This is a genomic window from Arthrobacter sp. Z1-15, assembly GCF_054792395.1.
In genome coordinates this window covers 2226541-2243063 of sequence record NZ_CP096454.1, presented here as the reverse complement: position 1 = coordinate 2243063, position 16523 = coordinate 2226541, and the positions used below count along the sequence as shown (strand labels likewise).

Genomic DNA, 16523 nt, shown 5'->3' with positions numbered 1-16523 from the left:
TCTGCAGCGGGAATAAACCGGCAGGCCTTTGGGCGGCACGCCGGGGAGGGCCAGCGGGCGGCAGGCCTAAGGACGGCGCACCGGAGTGGGCGAGCCAAGGCAGAGCCGGGGCAGAGCGGTGGGGGACAGATCGGGGCGCGGAGGCGGGAGGAGCTGGCAGAGGAGTTCAGACTGGCAGGTCGCGCAGCATCCGGGAGAGCCGCATGAGCTCCAACGGAAGGTGCTCGGTCAGGCTCAGGCCGACGATTTCCGCCGCGGCGGACAGGTCGCCGACGAGGGCCACCAGATCGGACACCCGCATCCCGTCCGACTGCCTTCCGGTGGAATTACTGAAGTCACGGGAATCAAGGACGTCCAGGTCAATGTGCACGGCCAGCCGCGTTGCCCCTGAGGCTTCGACCCAATCCAGTACCTTCCTGCTGTCTTCGGCCGTGTTCGTTATGCCCACACTTTGAATGCCCAGGCGTTCCTTTACCGCGATTCCCTCGTCATCCCAGTGGCGCAGCCCCACCTGCAGGATTTTCAACGGGGGCACAAGAGCCGGGAGCTCGGCGATGATCCCTGCGTCGCCTTCCCCGGCGAGCGTGGCCAGGGCCATGGAACGGAAGCCGGTATAAGACTGCCCCGGCACTCCGGTGTCCGGATGGGCGTCGATCCACAGAACAGCGAGATCGTCCCCGTAACGGTTGGCCAGGTAGCTGAAGGGCGCCACACTGACCGAACATTCCCCTCCAAAGGTGACCACCGAATCCGGTGCCGCGTCTTCCAGAATCCGCAGGGCCTCCGTGAGCTGACGGAGCACGGCTTCACGGGCATAGATCCCGTTGACGGTGGTCAGTGCCTCGTCTGCGGTGTCGGTGCTGACCGGAACGTAGGCGGTGGGTCCGTCGTGGTCCGGAGACATCAGGTTCAGCAGCGCCGGACCCAAATGATAGGAGAGCTGGCTGTCGTGGGCGTTCACGCCCGGCAGCAGCTGGTGGGTTTGCGGGCCGGCAGCCCCCTGCCACTGCGGAAAGAACAGGCGAAGTGCGCCGGGACCGGAGGGGTGAATCTGGCTCATGAGGCCAATTTACGCCGGGGCGCCGGCGCGGATAAGGGTACGGGCCCGGCGCCCGGGGCTGGATGGCAAAAAGGGCTGGACGGCAGAAAGGGGGAGAAGCCGGACGGCAGGAAGGCGAGACACAGCGGCCCACCCCGTAAGTCCCCGGGGATGAAACGTCCGCGCCCCCGGCAACCCAACCTCCCGCGCCAGACAACCGCGCCTACCCCACGGACCCGCCCCCCCCGCAGCGCCCACGCCCCATCCCAGTGCAAAGGACGAAAGCCGCACGCGCACAAAATAGGATGGAGGCATGACTGCAACACTCGTCGCCCGGGATCTTTCCGGCGGCTACGCCCACCGCACCCTTTTCTCCCATCTGAACCTGACTGTCGCCCCCGGCGACGTGGTGGGGGTCGTCGGCTCCAACGGGGCCGGAAAGTCGACTCTGCTGCGCCTGCTGGCAGGTGTGGACGAGCCGCTGGCCGGCTCCGTCTCCACTGCCCCGGCAGATGCGTTCATCGGTTGGCTGCCGCAGGAACACGAGCGGATTGACGGGGAAACTGTGGCGGCCTACATCGCCCGCCGCACCGGCGCAGCCGAGGCAACCGTGGCAATGGAAGCCACGGCCGAAGCACTGGGATCCGGAGCGAAAGGCGCCGACGACGCCTACGCCGTCGCGCTGGATCACTGGCTCGCGTGCGGCGCCGCCGACCTGGAGGACCGGATTCCGGCCGTGCTGGCCGAACTGGGCCTGGATGTGGGTGCTGATGCCTTGATGACGTCGCTTTCCGGCGGCCAGGCAGCACGGGTAGCGCTGGCAGCCCTCCTGCTGAGCCGCTTTGACATTGTGCTGCTGGACGAGCCCACCAATGACCTGGACCTGGCCGGCCTGGCCCGGCTGGAGGAGTTTGTGCAGGGGTTGCGCGGCGGCGTCGTCCTGGTTTCCCACGACCGCGAGTTCCTCGCCCGCTGCGTCACCACTGTGGTGGAACTGGATCTGGCGCAGAACAAGGTGGCAGTGTACGACGGCGGTTACGATGCCTTCCTGGAGGAGCGCGACGTCGCACGCCGGCACGCGCGGGAGGCATACGAGGAGTTCTCGGACAAGAAGGCAGACCTGGTGTCCCGGGCGCGGACCACACGGGAATGGAGCTCGCAGGGCGTCCGGAACGCCATGAAGAAGGCTCCGGACAATGACAAGATCCGCCGCCGGGCCTCGATGGAATCTTCGGAGAAGCAGGCGCAGAAGGTGCGCCAGATGGAATCCCGGATCGCACGCCTGGACGAGGTGGAAGAGCCGCGCAAGGAGTGGCAGCTGCAGTTCACGATCGGATCCGCTCCGCGCTCGAGCTCCGTCGTGGCCACCCTAAACTCTGCGGTGGCCAGGCGCGGTTCCTTCACGCTCGGCCCGGTCTCGGTGCAGATCAATGCCGGCGAGCGGATCGGCATCACCGGCCCGAACGGCGCCGGGAAGTCCACTCTGCTGGCTCTTCTCCTGGGCCGCCTCGAACCCGCCGACGGAACCGCGTCCCTGGGATCCTCCGTGGCGGTGGGGGAAATCGACCAGGCCCGCGGCCAGCTGGATCCTGACCTGCCGCTGGGTGAGGCCTTCGAAGCGGCGGTGCCGGAAATGAACAGTGCCGAAGTCCGCACCCTGCTGGCCAAGTTCGGGCTGAAGGCGGACCAGGTGAACAGCCAAGTCCGGGCGCTTTCGCCCGGTGAGCGCACCCGGGCCTCCCTGGCGCTGCTGCAGGCACGGGGCGTGAACCTGCTGGTGCTCGATGAGCCCACCAACCACCTGGACCTGCCCGCCATCGAACAGCTGGAAGAGGCGTTGGAGAGCTACGACGGGGCACTGCTGCTGGTCTCCCACGACCGGCGGATGCTGGAGAACGTTCAGCTGGACGCGCGCTGGGACGTTACCGGCGGCGTCGTCACCGTTTCCTGATGCCCGCCTAAGTACCGCAGGCAGGTCCGGATGTGGTAGAAGTTACGGACGGTCTGTGCTGGAACAGCCGGAGCGCGGGCGCAGGAGTCGCACGCGCAGGGTCTCGGTCTCTCGGGGGGAGTAGTCATCATGTCTTCACAGTTGCCTGCAAGGACCGGACCGTGAAGGGCCTGCGCGCGGACGCGCCGGTCCTGTTGACTGTCTGGGTCCTCTGTGTCACCACGGACTGGTCCACTGGGACAAAAATCGCGCTGAACATCGCTGCCGTCGCCGGTCTGTGCCTGAAGGAGTATCTGGTGCACCGGAACCTTCAGCACGCTCAGCGCACCTCGCGCGGTGCCGCCGAGGCGGCGGGAGCGGCCCGCAGCCGAGTCTTCGCCGCAGCCTGAGCCGGCCGTTCCCGCGGCGTAAAGCCCCGCCGCGGCGGGGGAGTAGTCTCGGTATCCCGGCGCAACGCCGGGATATAACACGGGGGTACGCATGAGCGGCACGGCTACGGATGGCACTTTGATGACGCTTGGCGTGATCGGAACCTCGAGGAAAACCGATGAGCGGCGCCTGCCGCTGCACCCGCGGCACTTGGAACGGATTGACGCGGACCTGCGGCAGCGGATCATCCTGGAGCAGGGGTACGGCGAGCGCTTCGGTTTCTCCGACGCCCAGCTGTCCCCCCTGGTGGCGGGGATGGCTCCGCGGAACGAGGTGCTCGCAGCCTCGGACGTGGTGCTGCTTCCCAAGCCGCAGGCCGGGGACCTCAGCGACCTCCCCGACGGAAAGGTCCTCTGGGGCTGGCCGCACTGTGTCCAGGATGCGGTCATCACCCAGCTTGCCGTCGATAAGTCCCTGACGCTGATCGCCTTTGAAGCCATGAACCACTGGACCTCCGACGGCGGTTTCGGGCTTCACGTGTTCCACAAGAACAATGAGCTCGCCGGATACAGTTCCGTGCTGCACGCCCTGGAGCTCGCCGGCTCCACCGGCGACTACGGACGCAGGCTCAGCGCCGTCGTCATCGGTTTCGGTGCCACCGCCCGCGGTGCGGTCACGGCACTGAAAGCGCTGGGCATCCACGACGTCGAGGTGCTCACCAACCGGGAAACCGCCGCCGTTGGCTCACCCATCCACTCCGCCCGCATCCTGCGCTTTGAGCGCGACGCCGACCAACCGCACCTCAGCCACGTGATCACTGATGACGGCACGCAGCCGCTGGCGCCCTACCTCGCCGGTTTTGACCTGGTGGTCAACTGCACCCTCCAGGATCCCAATGCCCCGCTGACCTATCTTCAGGAAGCGGATCTGGCGGCCTTCGCACCCGGCAGCCTGATCATCGACGTGTCCTGCGACGAAGGAATGGGTTTCTCCTGGGCCAAGCCGACATCCTTTGCCGAGCCCGCATTCGTCGTCGGGGACGGCATCCTCTACTACGCGGTGGACCACAGTCCGTCGCACCTGTGGGACTCCGCCACCTGGGAAATCAGTGAAGCCCTCCTGCCGTTCCTGCGCACGGTGATGTCCGGTCCTGCCGCCTGGGACGCGGAACCCAGCGTAGCCCGGGCCATCGAAATCCGTGCGGGGCACATCCTGAACCCCGCCGTCCTGGCCTTCCAGGACCGCTCCGCGGACTATCCGCACCCGGTGGCACACGCCTGACACGACCGCTGAACGGCTGCGGGCAGGCCGGTGTAATCGATTCGATGGGGCGGCCCGCCAAACGCGCCGGGAGGCTAGGACGCCGCAGCTGGCGGAGCCTATGGTTTTAACGCCGCACCGTGTTTAACGCCCGACCGTGTTTGATGCCGCTCCGTGTTTGATGCCGCTCCGTGGTTTTCAGGCCGACGGCGGTGTTCGGCCCCCGCCGTGACCGCTGACAGGAATCGAGCAGCCCATGAGAACCGACATGACACCCCTGCTCATTCCCACCGCCGGCGGCCAGGTCCGGGGGACCGTGGCCGACGGGGTCCGCACCTGGCGCGGCATCCCCTACGCTGCTCCGCCGGTGGGGGATCTGCGGCTGCGGGCGCCCCGGAAGCCGGAACCCTGGAGCGGTGTCCTGGACGGGTCTTCCTTTGGGGCGGCACCGCCGCAGTCCCGGAACCCGTCCCTGACCGGCTCCCGGCGGCGAGCGCCCATGAAGGAGGATTGCCTGACGCTGAATGTGTCGGCGCCGCTGGATCCGGCGTCGGACCGGCTGCCGGTGCTCGTGTACTTCTACGGCGGTGCGTTCAGTTCCGGTTCGTCCACCGTCAAGACCTACCGCGGGTCCAATCTGGTGCGGACCGGGGAGGCAGTGTACGTATCCCTGAACTACCGGATAGGTGCCCTGGGATTCACCGACTTCACCTCGTTCTCCACTCCGGGCCGGACCTTCGAGTCCAACCTCGGCCTGCGCGACCAGGTGGCGGCCCTGGAATGGGTGCGGGACAACATTGCCGCCTTTGGCGGGGACCCGGACAACGTGACCATTTTCGGAGAATCCGCCGGAGGCATTTCCGTCACCTCGCTGATGTGCATCCCCGCAGCGAGGGGGCTTTTCCACCGCGCCTACGCCCAGAGCGCGGCGCCTTCCAGCGCTTATTCGCTTGAGCTGCATGCCGCCTGGGCGCGGGACCTGCTGCAGATCCTGAACGTTCCCGTATCGGAGGCGGCGGAAGCCCTCTCCACCCTGCCGGCGGAAACGCTGGTCCGCGCCACCAACCGGCTGACCTCCAAGATCGGGCCGGCGGACAGGCCGGGATCGCTGAGCGTTTCCCCCGTCATCGACGGGGAATTCCTGCCCGATTACCCGATCGACATCTTCCGGCAGGGCAAGGCGGCGCCGGTGCCGCTGGTGCTGGGAACCATGGCGAGGGAAGGGGCGTTGTTCGCGAAAATCGTCGATATCCTTCCCTCCACGCCGGACCGGATCGAGAAGATGTTTGCCGGCACCGACCCGGAGGCCCAGGACCGCGTGCTTGCCGCCTATCCCGGCTATCCGTCCAAGGAGCGGTCGGTGGAAATCAGCGGCGACCTGGTGTTTTGGTATCCCTCCACCATGGTGGCCGAATCGCATTCGCTGGTGGCACCCACCTGGTCCTACCGCTATGACTTCGCCACACCCCTGATGAACCTGCTGGGGTTCGGCGCGACTCACGCCATGGACGTCCCCGTAATGTTCGGGGAAACCGGGGAGCCGATCACGCGGGCACTGTCCCTGTTCGGAGGCGGCGGCGCCCTGAAGGATCTGTCCGCCCGTTTCCAGGGCAGCCTGCTGAACCTGGCCCGGACCGGCAGCCCCGGGGAGGACTGGCCGCCGTATGATCCGGTGGAGCGCCGAACCAGGATTTTCGACCGGGAGGACCGGATCGAGTCGGACCCGTTCCCGGAGCGGCGCAGGGCCTGGGCCGGCTACCGCGGGTATCCGTAATGCTTCCTACTCTGTGATGGAGTCCGCAGACGGGCCGTGAGAGGGTTGACCCAGCTTGTGAGTTTCCGTATTGCTTGAACCCTTACCGCACTGCGCAAAGGAGAGTTGGCCAGCATGAGTGAACATTACGACGTCGTGGTCCTGGGAGCCGGTCCGGGCGGCTACGTGGCGGCCATCAGGGCGGCGCAGCTGGGGCTGCGTGTGGCGGTGGTGGAGGAGAAGTACTGGGGCGGAGTCTGCCTGAACGTTGGCTGTATTCCCTCCAAGGCCCTGCTGCGCAATGCCGAGCTGGCACAGATCTTCACCAATCAGGCGAAAACCTTCGGGATGAGCGGAGATGTCAGCTTCGACTTCGGCGCTGCCTTCGACCGCAGCCGCCAGGTGGCCGACGGCCGCGTCAAGGGCGTGCACTTCCTCATGAAGAAGAACAAGATCACCGAGTATGACGGCCACGGGGTGTTTACCGACGACCACACCCTGGAGGTCAGCCTCTCGAAGGGCGGCACGGAAACGGTCACCTTCGACAACGCCATCCTTGCCACCGGAACCTATGTGCGCCTTCTGCCCGGGGTGGAACTTTCCGACAACGTGGTGACCTATGAAGCGCAGATCATGGACCGGGACCTGCCCAAAAAAATCGTCATTGTGGGAGCCGGGGCCATCGGCATGGAGTTCGCGTACGTGCACCGGAGCTACGGGGTGGACGTGACCATCATCGAGTTCCTTGACCGTGCCCTGCCGAATGAAGATGCGGACGTCTCGAAGGAAATCACCAAGCAGTACAAGAAGATGGGCGTGCCGATCCTGACCTCCACCAAGGTGGAAACAGTCACGGACAACGGTTCGTCAGTGACCGTGACCTACACGGACAAGAATGGCAAGGAAGGCTCCATTGAGGCTGACCGGGTCATGCTCTCGATCGGTTTTGCGCCCCGGACCGAGGGCTACGGCCTGGACAAGACCGGTGTTGAGCTCACCGACCGCGGCGCCATCGCCATTGACGACTACATGCGGACCAACGTTCCGCACATTTACGCCATTGGGGATGTGACCGCCAAGCTGCAGCTCGCCCACGTGGCCGAAGCCATGGGCGTGGTGGCGGCCGAAACCATCGCAAAGGCCGAAACCATGATGCTGGGCGACTATCGGATGATGCCCCGGGCCACCTTCTGCCAGCCGCAGATTGCCAGTTTCGGACTCACCGAGCAGCAGGCCCGGGACCAAGGCCGCGACGTCGTGGTGAGCACTTTCCCGTTTACCGCCAACGGCAAGGCGCACGGCCTGGGTGAGCCCGTGGGTTTTGTGAAGCTGGTGGCAGACAAGGAACACCTGGAGCTCCTGGGCGGGCACCTGATCGGGCCGGACGTGTCGGAACTGCTTCCGGAGCTCACACTGGCCCAGAAATGGGACCTTACGGCATACGAACTGGCACGCAACGTGCACACCCACCCCACGCTCAGCGAGGCACTCCAGGAAGCGTTCCACGGCCTGAGCGGGCACATGATCAATTTCTGAGGCCCGCATGCTGAGGCCCGGGCCTCGGTAAGGGGGGCGGCACCGGAGAGTCCGGGTGCCGCCCCCGGCGCTGGGGCCTGTGAATCTTGACACTCACGGTGCAGGAGCGAACCCTGAGAACAGGGGTGGTTCGGGGTAGGGCTGTGCCGTGAGAACAAGCAGAATCATCATGCTCGTCATTGGAAGCCTGCTGATCCTGACGGGGCTGGGCCTGGCTGCGGGGGCGGCAACGGTGGGAGTGCTGAACGCCCGGCAGAACGATGACAGGTTCCTGTCCCTGCCGGAGGGCGTCTACGAAGTGGACACCTACGCGCTCATCACTCCGGAGATAGAGGTGGGCCCGGGCGTCCAGTCGGAGGAAGCCCTCGGAACGCTGCAGGTTGAAGGCCGGGCCGAGGATGCCGGGAAGGAGCTGTTCATCGGGATCGGTCCCGAAGAAGAGGTCGAGCGGTATCTTTTGGACGTGCAGCACAGCGAGCTGCAGGAGGTCACCTTCGACCCGTTCCGCGCCTCTTATGAGGAGCGGCAGGGGGGTGCTCCCAACGGACTCCCCGGAGATCAGGATTTCTGGGCGGCCAGCACCAGCGGCAGCGGTGAGCAGTCCCTGGAATGGAACCTGGGCGACGGCAGCTGGAACGTCGTGGTGATGAACGCCGACGGCAGCAGGCCGGTGTCGGCTGAGCTGCAGATTGGCGCCCGCACTGAGCTGCTGGGGCCGTTGACCTGGATACTGCTGATCAGCAGCATCGTCTTCCTTGTTGCCGGCATTGGCCTGGCCGTTGCCGGTGCGGCAGGACTGCGGCGGAGGTCGTCGGGAGCAGGCGGTCCCTACGGCAGCTACTCGTCGGCAGGTTTGCCCGGCCAGCCGGGAGGACCGGATCAGGTCGGCTCGGGGCAAGTGCCTTCCGGCCAGGCGGGACCCGGCCACACAGGACCGGGCCAGACAGGATCGGGCCAGGCAGGTTCGCGCGGCCAGGCGGGCCAGAGCCCGCCGACGGGACCACCCCAGACCTATGGACAGATGCAGGACCGCTACGGACGCGAACAACGGGCGACGGCGGGGGACAGCACCGGTTTGAGCGGCCGCGTTGGTGCCGCCGCTGCAGGGGCAGGCGCAGCCGGGGCCTCTGCAGCCAGTGCTTCGGCAGCCGCCGTCGGCGTCCGTGATCCGGGACTGGCGGGCCCACGCTACCCGGCACGGCTGTACGGGGAGCTGGACCCCGGCGTGTCCCGCTGGATGTGGCTCGTGAAATGGTTCCTCGCCATTCCGCACTACATTGTGCTCTTTTTCCTGTGGATCGCGTTCTTTGTCTCTACGGTGATTGCCGGGATCGTCATCCTGTTCACGGGACATTACCCGCGCGGCCTGTTCGACTTCAACGTGGGCGTGGTGCGCTGGAGCTGGCGGGTGACGTTCTATGCGACCCGGGTGCTGGGCACCGACAGGTACCCGCCGTTCACCTTGGAACGCACCGACTACCCCGCCGACTTCAGCGTCGACTATCCGCGCGAGCTCTCCCGCTGGCTGGTCCTGGTGAAGTGGTGGCTGCTGGTGATTCCGCAGGCGCTGGTGGTCAGTGCCATCACTGAAGCAACGGTTGTGGTCAACCGGTTCTGGAGCGCGGGCGGTCCCGACGACCTGCTCGACGGAGGCTGGACCCGGTGGGGCGGAAGCATGTGGCAGGACGGCTGGGATGAGGGGTGGACCGACGGCGTCTACACCACCGTGAGCAGGCAGGGTCTTTCCCTGCTGGGCCTGCTGGTCCTCATCGCCGCCGTCATCCTGCTCTGCACCGGACGGTATCCGCGGCAGCTGTTCAACCTGGTCATGGGACTGAACCGCTGGACCTACCGGGTCCTCGCCTACGGGGCCCTCATGCGTGATGAGTATCCGCCGTTCCGGCTCGATCAGGGTCCTGCGGACCGCAGGGATGAGGCCGCAGGCCTGGGGCGTCCCGGCCCGGACAAAGGCTAGGAGCCGGCCCAGGGCTCCGGACAGAGGTGAGCCCCGACAGGGGCCCGCCCGGACAGCGGTTAGGAGCCGGCCGCGCCGGAATCAGGTGCGGACGCGAGAATGCAGAATTCGTTACCCTCGGGATCGGCCAGCACAACCCAGGGAACCTCAGTGCCCTGCCCGACGTCGGCCCGTACCGCGCCCAGCGCGAGCAGGCGTTCAACTTCCTCCTCCTGGGTGCAGCCCACCGCGTGCAGATCCAGGTGCAGCCGGTTCTTTACGGACTTTGGCTCCGGCACCGGCAGGATATAGATCGGCAGGCCGAAGCCGTCAGGGGAGGCGAGTCTGATGAAGCTGTCCTCCTCCTCCGCGATCCGGTAATTCAGGGCCCGGGTCCAAAACTCCGCCAACCGGCGGGAGTCCACGGCATCAAAGGAAAGGGAGGAGAACGCGCTGGTCATGGCTAAGGCTCCTGGGGCAAAGGATGGAAAGTCCGCCAAAGCTAGCACCGGGCCGGAGCCGGGTCAAAGGTGCGGCACGCCGCCGATGCGGCAGCCGGAACCCGATGTGCCTCCGGGATGCGAGACTGCTTGCACCGAGGGGGAGGGGAACTATGGGCGCGGTAGGGGGAGAGCCGTCTGCTGCCAGTGTCCGCTTGCGGCAGAATCCCGGGTTTGTACGGTTCTGGCTGGCGTCGACCGTGTCCGATTTTGGCACCTACATCACCACCCTTGCGGTATCCGTCCTGATTCTGGTGACCATGGACGGCACGGCCCTGGACCAGGGCCTGGTCAATGCCGCGCGCTGGGCGCCGTATCTGCTCTTTGGCCTTGCGGCAGGGATATGGGTGGACCGGTTTTCCCGCCGAACCGTGCTGATAGCCGGGGACCTGGGCAGAGGACTGATCCTCGCCGGGATCTGCGCCGCCGCAGCCGCGGGATTCCTCACCGCGCCGTGGCTGATGATCCTCATGTTCGCCTTTGGAACACTTGCCGTGACCAGCGATGCCGCCTATCAGAGCTTCCTGCCGCGCCTGGTGCCCCGGCCGCTTCTCACACGGGCGAATGCCAGGCTCCAGCAGAGCGATACAGTCGCCCAGACCACCGGAAGCGCAGCCGCGGGAGGCCTGGTGGCACTGGTGAGCGCACCGTTCGCGCTGTTGGTGGACGCGGCGTCGTATCTGTTCTCGGCAGTGGTGCTGCTGACCCTTAAACGGGAGGCGAAGCAGGAATTGGAGGCGAAGCATAAGCCGGGATCGGAACTGGAGCCGGAAGCGAAGCAGAAACCGGAGGCGAGGCATAAGCCGGGATCGGAACAGGAGCCGGACGCCGGCCCGGGAATCGGTCCGGACGCTCAAGAAGGCTTTTTCCCGCGGATCGCCGAGGGGCTGCGGTGGGTTTACGGCCACCCGTTTCTGGCGCCCCTGGCCTTGAGCAGCCATGTGTGGTTCATCGGCTCCGCAGTTCTGGGCGCCGTCCTGCCCACTGTGGTCCTGAAGGACCTCGGAATGGGTCCGGCGGGGCTGGGGCTCGTCCTTGGCTGCGCCGGAGTTGGAGCAGTGATCGGCACAACTGTCTCCACCGGCCTGGGCCTGCGGTGGGGAACGGGCCGGACCATCATTGCCGCGCGGACCATCCAGCCGGCGGCGATTGCCCTGGTGGCCCTGGCGCCGCTGGCCGCCGGCGGGACGGGGCAGGGCTCCTCCCTGCCGGACTGGCCGGCCGGAACCTGGTGGGCCCTGGCGCTGGCGGGCGGCGGGCAGCTGTTGTTCGGGATGGCGATGGGCCTCGAGGGTCCGCTGGAAATGGGCTACCGGCAGGCTGTAACACCAGACCGGCTGCTGGCAAGGATGAGCGCCACCCTGCGGTCCGCGAACCGGGGGATGATCGTGGTGGGCGCACCGCTGGGCGGAATCATCGCTGCCGCTGCGGGCACTGGTGCGGCGCTGTGGACGTCCTGCGGCCTGCTGCTGCTGTCCGCCGTCGTGCTGGTGTTCTCCCGGTTCAGGGACGCCGGGGAAGGCCAGCACCTGACGGCCGACGAAAGCCCGGGCGCATACTGGAGGACATGAAAGGTCTGACTCTGCTGGGCATATTTCTCATGGTCGCGGGGCTGGTGGGCTGCGGCTTCTGCTTCATTTTCTGGGCCAATACCCCTGATCTGCAGCCGCCGCCGGGAACACGCCTGCTGTACGGCATCGCATCGGTGGGGTCGGTTTTGTGCATCGCCGCTTCCCTGCTGATCCGCAGGCGCATCGGGCCGGGAAACGGCGCCCGCAACTAGCAGGCCGGCCAGGTTCCGGCGGGTGTTTTCCCTCACGCATAAGCGCGCGAAAGGCGTTGCTGCACGGAAGAAAACGATGGAAGGTGTCTTGGGTGTGACCCCGGTCCGTCTGTTCGGTCACAACCGGCCCATTCCGCCCGGCGCAGCTGGATAGTCTTGAATTATGGACCTCGAAAACATTAATTTTCATACCCGAAAGTGGGTCCGTCCCGAAGATCTCAACGCCAACGGCACCCTGTTTGGCGGCAGTCTTCTGCGATGGATCGATGAAGAAGCAACCATCTACGCCATCCTCCAGATGGGCAACGGCCGCGTGGTCACCAAGTTCATGTCGGAGATCAACTTCGTCAGCTCCGCCCAGCAGGGCGACATGATCGAAATGGGCCTGCGCGCCACAAAGTTCGGCCGGACCTCGCTGACCATGCGCGCCGAAGTACGCAACATGATCACCCGCCGCAGCATCCTGACCATTGACCGGATCGTCTTCGTCAGCCTTGACGGCCACGGCCACCCGATGCCCCACGGCTTCACGGAAATTACCTATGACCGTGACCGGCTGCCCGACCACCACATTCCTCCGGTGACGTTCGACGCCTAGCAGGCAGCCGGCAGCAGGTAGCCGGCCCTCCGGGCTGACTTCCGTCCAACCGCCCGCGCGGCCTGCTTTCCCCTCCCAGGGGTCTTCTTTTTTCGACGCCGGGGCGCCCGCAGCGGGCCGCAGGGAGGTGAGGGGAAGGGCCGGTATGGGACACTCAAGGCAGCAACGCCCATGACGGAAGCCCGGTGACGACGGCGGTCCGGCACCGCGCAACGGAGCGGGCCGCCCGGAGATCCGGGTTGGAACGGAGCCTGCATGCCGGAACCCGCGCAGCATCTTGGAGTCGAATCGCTGATCGGCGAGTGGCTGGACCATCCCACCGGACGAACCGTCCTCATCGACGTGCTGGCGCGCCGCGGTCCCGATGCCCGGGCACTCTATGCCATGAGGATGCTGCCGCTTTCCGCCCTGGTGACCCTCAGCAACGGGGTGGTGACCCCGGAATACCTGAACCTCATGGCGCAGGCCGCCAACAAGCTGATCGACCTCCCAACGGTCCGCCCGGGAACGGCCCATCTCTTTCCCTCCGCTCCGCCCCCGGCGCCCAACGACTGGGAGGAGCCCCTCGTTGAGGGCCGGTTCCACGGCAAGACGGTGGTGGTCTCGGGGGCTGCATCGGGGATCGGCCGGGCCGTCGCGCTGCGCGTGGCCCGGGAAGGCGGCCACGTCCTTGCCATCGATCTCAGCACCCTGCGGATGGAAGCGCTTCTGGAGAAGAACCCGGATCTGGACATTACCGGCGTGGTGGCCGACATTTCCAGCCAGGAGGACGTCAACAAGATTGCGGTCCAGGCCCGGGGACGGGTGGACGGACTCGCCGTCGTCGCCGGGATTGCCGATGACATGGTTGCCCTTCACGAGGTGGAAGACGAGCTCTGGGAGAGCGTCTTCCGGATCAACGTCGACGGGCCGTTCCGTCTCTCCCGCGCCATCATTCCGCTGATGCTTGCCCGCGGCACCGGATCGATTGTGAATGTCTCCTCGCAGGCGGGCCTCCGCGGGTCCATCGCCGGCGCCGCGTACACCGCATCCAAGCATGCCGTGATCGGCCTGACCCGCAGCGCGGCCTTCATTTACAGTCCGCGCGGCCTCCGCGTTAATGCCGTCATTCCGCGGCCCACCCGCTCGGCCCTGGAATCTAACTACGGGTCGCTCGGCGGCGCCGGGCCGCTGCCGGCCCCAACCTTCACCGCTCCGGAGATTGAGTCGGCGCAGATCGCCTCGCCCATGGCCTACCTGCTCAGCGACGACGCCGCCAACGTCACCGGAGCCATCCTGCCCGCCGATGAGGGCTGGGGCGTGGCCTGAGGCGGCCGACGCCGCATCGGGCCGCGGCTACCTTCCGCGCCGTGCCCTCAGATCCTCTTCAAGCTGCTTCAGCAGCGCGGGCGTGACCGGGCTGCCGGGGAACCGCGCCAGCCGGTTCAGCGGCATACTGCCCACCAGTGCCAAAGACGCCGCGAGCTGAGCAGTGTCCGGCGCCGCACCGGCGTCTGCATCCGGCACCTCGGCGGAGTCCGGGTTCCCGCCGCCCGCGGCTGCGCCGCTTCCTGTCCCGCCGCTTCCCGCCCCGGAACCGGTCATCGCGGCAACCAGGGCGGCCGCGGCCTCCGGATCGGCCAGCCACTCTTCGAGGGACGATCCGATGCCCAGCGCCGGAGGGGGAACCGTGCCGTCCAGTGCAGCAACTCCCGCCAGACGGATATCCCGGGACGACGCACCCACCTCAAGGCGGTATTCCCCGGCGTCCGCCACCCAGCTTCCGGTGGTGGGCTCGTACCGCGACAGGGCACGGACGTCCAGTTGGAATTCCACCCGCCGAGCCTCACCCGGCTCCAGCCGCACCTTCTCGAAGCCCCGCAGTTCACGCTGCGGGCGCAGCGGGCGCTGGGGGCCGCCGTCGTCCTCTCCGGGTGCCCCGGAATACAGCTGCACCACCTCGCTGCCGCTGCGGCCGCCCGTATTGGTCAAGGTAAGCGCTGCCTGGACGTACTGGTCCGCTCCGGCGCCGACAGCGCGGATTTCCAGGTCCGAGTACTCGAAGGTGGTGTACGAGTATCCGTGCCCAAACGGATACGCCACTTCCATGCCGCGGGTGTCATACCAGCGGTATCCCACCAGGATCCGCTCCCCGTAGCGCACGGTGCCGCCTTCGCCGGGATAGTTGCCGTAAGCGGGGGTGTCCGACAACCGCAGCGGCACGGTTTCGGCCAGCCGGCCGCCGGGTTCCTCGCGGCCCAGCAGCACGTCGGCAAGAGCACTTCCGCCGGCCTCGCCCGGTAGCCAGGCCTCCAGGACCGCCGGGACCGCAGCCGCCCATCCCGTGGTCACGACCCCGCCGTTGGAAAGCACCACGACGGTCCGCGGATTCGCTTCGGTGACCGCGGTGAGCAGCTCCAGCTGGGAATCCGGCAGATCGAGGGTGGTCCGGTCAAAGCCCTCCGATTCCGCAGCGTCCGGCAGGCCCAGGAAGACGACGGCGGTGTCAGCTGCGGCCGCAGCTGCAGCTGCCGTTTCGACCAGGTCTTCCCCGGCCCAGGGCGAGTCCAGGGAGAGGGCATAACCGGGTTCGAACAGCAGCCCGGGTACCTGCTCCTGGAGTGCATCCAGGGGTGTGACCAGCTGCACGGGATTCACCCGGGAGGATCCGCTGCCCTGGTACCGGGGTGTGCGGGCCAGTTCGCCGATCACCGCCAGGGTGCCCGCGGGGGACAGGGGGAGAATGCCGCCGTCGTTCTGCAGCAGCACCATGGAGGCTGCCGCGGCCCGGCGGGCCAGCTCGTGGTGCGCGGCGTAATCCGCCGCCTCGCCGCCGGCGCCTGCGGAAGTGCCGGGCTGCACCGACGCACGGCGAACCAACGCCAGGATCCGTTCCACGGACTGGTTGACCTGGTCCTCCGTTACCATGCCCGCATCCAGCCCGGCGGCCAGCTCCTGCGTGCCCAGGCCTCCGCTGGAGGGCATTTCCAGATCAAGGCCGGCGGTGAGCGCGGCCGCCCGGTCGGTCACCGCCCCCCAGTCCGAAACCACAACGCCTTCGTAGCCCCAGGTGTCGCGCAGCACCGTTCCCAGCAGCCAGGGGTTCTCCGCGGCATGCAGCCCGTTCACCTTGTTGTAGGCAGCCATGACCGTCCACGGACCCGCGGTGCGGACCACCGTCTCGAAGGCGCGCAGGTAAATTTCTTGCAGGGTCCGCTGATCCACCACGGCATCCACCCGCATCCGGTCCGCTTCCTGGTTGTTCGCCGCGAAGTGCTTGGGGCTGGCACCGACGCCTTCCGCCTGGACCGCAGCCGTCCACGCCGCACCGAGTTCCCCCGCGAGCAGCGGGTCTTCCGAGAAGTATTCGAAATTGCGTCCGCACAGCGGGGTGCGCTTGATGTTCAGGCCCGGCCCCAGCAGGATGTCGACGCCCTGGGCGCGGGCCTCCTGCGCGACGGCGGTGCCCAGTTCCGAGAGCAGGCTGCGGTCCCAGGAACACGCCGTCGCGCATTCCGCCGGAAAACAGGTGGCGGGTACCGAATCGCCCAGCCCCGTCCCTCCGCCGTCGCCGGCCGGCCGCCGGACGCCGTGCGGCCCGTCGGCGAGGACCAGGGAGCGGATTCCGTGCGGGGGAAGGGACACTGTTTCCCAGAATCCGGCCCCCGACAACAGGCTGAGCTTCTCGTCCAGGCTTAGGTCCGGCAGGGCTGGGATCTCCACGTGCGCCTCCTCGTATGCGGGCTCCGAGTCTAAGCCGCCGCCGGGACCGGCGAAAGGGTGTCCGCCCCCTGTTCCCGC

The 16523-nt window shown here is 67.1% G+C and carries 13 protein-coding genes; 10 read left to right on the top strand and 3 right to left on the bottom strand.

What is annotated here, in order from left to right:
* Positions 1–166: 166 nt before the first annotated feature.
* A complete protein-coding gene (locus M1D40_RS10245) occupies positions 167–1060 on the bottom strand; it encodes an arginase family protein (protein ID WP_461168757.1) in 894 nt (297 codons plus the stop codon).
* Positions 1061–1352: 292 nt separating this feature from the next.
* On the opposite strand from M1D40_RS10245, the gene M1D40_RS10240 reads away from it, so the two are divergent.
* From M1D40_RS10240 to M1D40_RS10215, 6 genes are all read left to right on the top strand, one after another.
* On the top strand, positions 1353–2990 hold the full coding sequence (locus tag M1D40_RS10240) for an ABC-F family ATP-binding cassette domain-containing protein (protein ID WP_461168756.1): 1638 nt from the start codon (positions 1353–1355) through the stop codon (positions 2988–2990).
* A gap of 161 nt (positions 2991–3151) precedes the next feature.
* On the top strand, positions 3152–3379 hold the full coding sequence (locus M1D40_RS10235; RefSeq protein WP_461168755.1) for a hypothetical protein: 228 nt from the start codon (positions 3152–3154) through the stop codon (positions 3377–3379).
* A gap of 91 nt (positions 3380–3470) precedes the next feature.
* Positions 3471–4640, top strand: a complete 1170-nt coding sequence (locus tag M1D40_RS10230) for a N(5)-(carboxyethyl)ornithine synthase (protein ID WP_461168754.1) — start codon at positions 3471–3473, stop codon at positions 4638–4640.
* Positions 4641–4875: 235 nt separating this feature from the next.
* Positions 4876–6393, top strand: coding sequence for a carboxylesterase/lipase family protein (locus tag M1D40_RS10225; RefSeq protein ID WP_461168753.1), 1518 nt, complete (start codon positions 4876–4878; stop codon positions 6391–6393).
* A 114-nt stretch (positions 6394–6507) separates the two neighbouring features.
* Positions 6508–7908 carry a dihydrolipoyl dehydrogenase gene (gene lpdA / locus M1D40_RS10220; RefSeq protein WP_461168752.1) on the top strand — a complete coding sequence of 467 codons (1401 nt, stop codon included), beginning with the start codon at positions 6508–6510 and terminating at the stop codon, positions 7906–7908.
* Between the two features lie 148 nt (positions 7909–8056).
* Positions 8057–9883 (top strand): DUF4389 domain-containing protein, encoded by a 1827-nt coding sequence (locus M1D40_RS10215; RefSeq protein ID WP_461168751.1) that lies wholly within the window; start codon positions 8057–8059, stop codon positions 9881–9883.
* Positions 9884–9942: 59 nt separating this feature from the next.
* Here the strand turns inward: M1D40_RS10215 and M1D40_RS10210 are convergent, their stop codons facing one another.
* Positions 9943–10323, bottom strand: a complete 381-nt coding sequence (locus M1D40_RS10210; protein ID WP_341395764.1) for a VOC family protein — start codon at positions 10321–10323, stop codon at positions 9943–9945.
* 239 nt (positions 10324–10562) lie between these two features.
* On the opposite strand from M1D40_RS10210, the gene M1D40_RS10205 reads away from it, so the two are divergent.
* The 4 genes from M1D40_RS10205 to M1D40_RS10190 all read left to right on the top strand — a co-directional run bounded on the left by M1D40_RS10205 (position 10563) and on the right by M1D40_RS10190 (position 14051).
* Positions 10563–11933, top strand: coding sequence for an MFS transporter (locus M1D40_RS10205; protein ID WP_461168750.1), 1371 nt, complete (start codon positions 10563–10565; stop codon positions 11931–11933).
* Positions 11930–12145 (top strand): hypothetical protein, encoded by a 216-nt coding sequence (locus M1D40_RS10200; protein WP_461168749.1) that lies wholly within the window; start codon positions 11930–11932, stop codon positions 12143–12145. Before M1D40_RS10205 ends, M1D40_RS10200 begins: the two co-directional genes overlap by 4 nt.
* A gap of 163 nt (positions 12146–12308) precedes the next feature.
* A complete protein-coding gene (locus M1D40_RS10195) occupies positions 12309–12743 on the top strand; it encodes an acyl-CoA thioesterase (protein WP_341395767.1) in 435 nt (144 codons plus the stop codon).
* A gap of 255 nt (positions 12744–12998) precedes the next feature.
* Positions 12999–14051 (top strand): SDR family NAD(P)-dependent oxidoreductase, encoded by a 1053-nt coding sequence (locus tag M1D40_RS10190; protein WP_461168748.1) that lies wholly within the window; start codon positions 12999–13001, stop codon positions 14049–14051.
* A gap of 27 nt (positions 14052–14078) precedes the next feature.
* On the opposite strand, the gene M1D40_RS10185 is transcribed toward M1D40_RS10190, so the two are convergent.
* The gene (locus M1D40_RS10185) at positions 14079–16445 is read right to left on the bottom strand and encodes a glycoside hydrolase family 3 C-terminal domain-containing protein (RefSeq protein ID WP_461168747.1); all 2367 of its coding nucleotides are present in this window, start codon (positions 16443–16445) and stop codon (positions 14079–14081) included.
* Positions 16446–16523: the final 78 nt, after the last annotated feature.

What these genes read in the sequence shown, in the direction of transcription:
- M1D40_RS10230 (WP_461168754.1), top strand. Translation starts at nt 3,471, where the DNA reads ATGAGCGGCACGGCTACGGATGGCACTTTGATGACGCTTGGCGTGATC.
- M1D40_RS10200 (WP_461168749.1), top strand. Translation starts at nt 11,930, where the DNA reads ATGAAAGGTCTGACTCTGCTGGGCATATTTCTCATGGTCGCGGGGCTG.
- M1D40_RS10225 (WP_461168753.1), top strand. Translation starts at nt 4,876, where the DNA reads ATGAGAACCGACATGACACCCCTGCTCATTCCCACCGCCGGCGGCCAG.
- M1D40_RS10240 (WP_461168756.1), top strand. Translation starts at nt 1,353, where the DNA reads ATGACTGCAACACTCGTCGCCCGGGATCTTTCCGGCGGCTACGCCCAC.
- M1D40_RS10210 (WP_341395764.1), bottom strand. Translation starts at nt 10,323, where the DNA reads ATGACCAGCGCGTTCTCCTCCCTTTCCTTTGATGCCGTGGACTCCCGC.
- M1D40_RS10195 (WP_341395767.1), top strand. Translation starts at nt 12,309, where the DNA reads ATGGACCTCGAAAACATTAATTTTCATACCCGAAAGTGGGTCCGTCCC.
- lpdA (WP_461168752.1), top strand. Translation starts at nt 6,508, where the DNA reads ATGAGTGAACATTACGACGTCGTGGTCCTGGGAGCCGGTCCGGGCGGC.
- M1D40_RS10245 (WP_461168757.1), bottom strand. Translation starts at nt 1,060, where the DNA reads ATGAGCCAGATTCACCCCTCCGGTCCCGGCGCACTTCGCCTGTTCTTT.
- M1D40_RS10190 (WP_461168748.1), top strand. Translation starts at nt 12,999, where the DNA reads ATGCCGGAACCCGCGCAGCATCTTGGAGTCGAATCGCTGATCGGCGAG.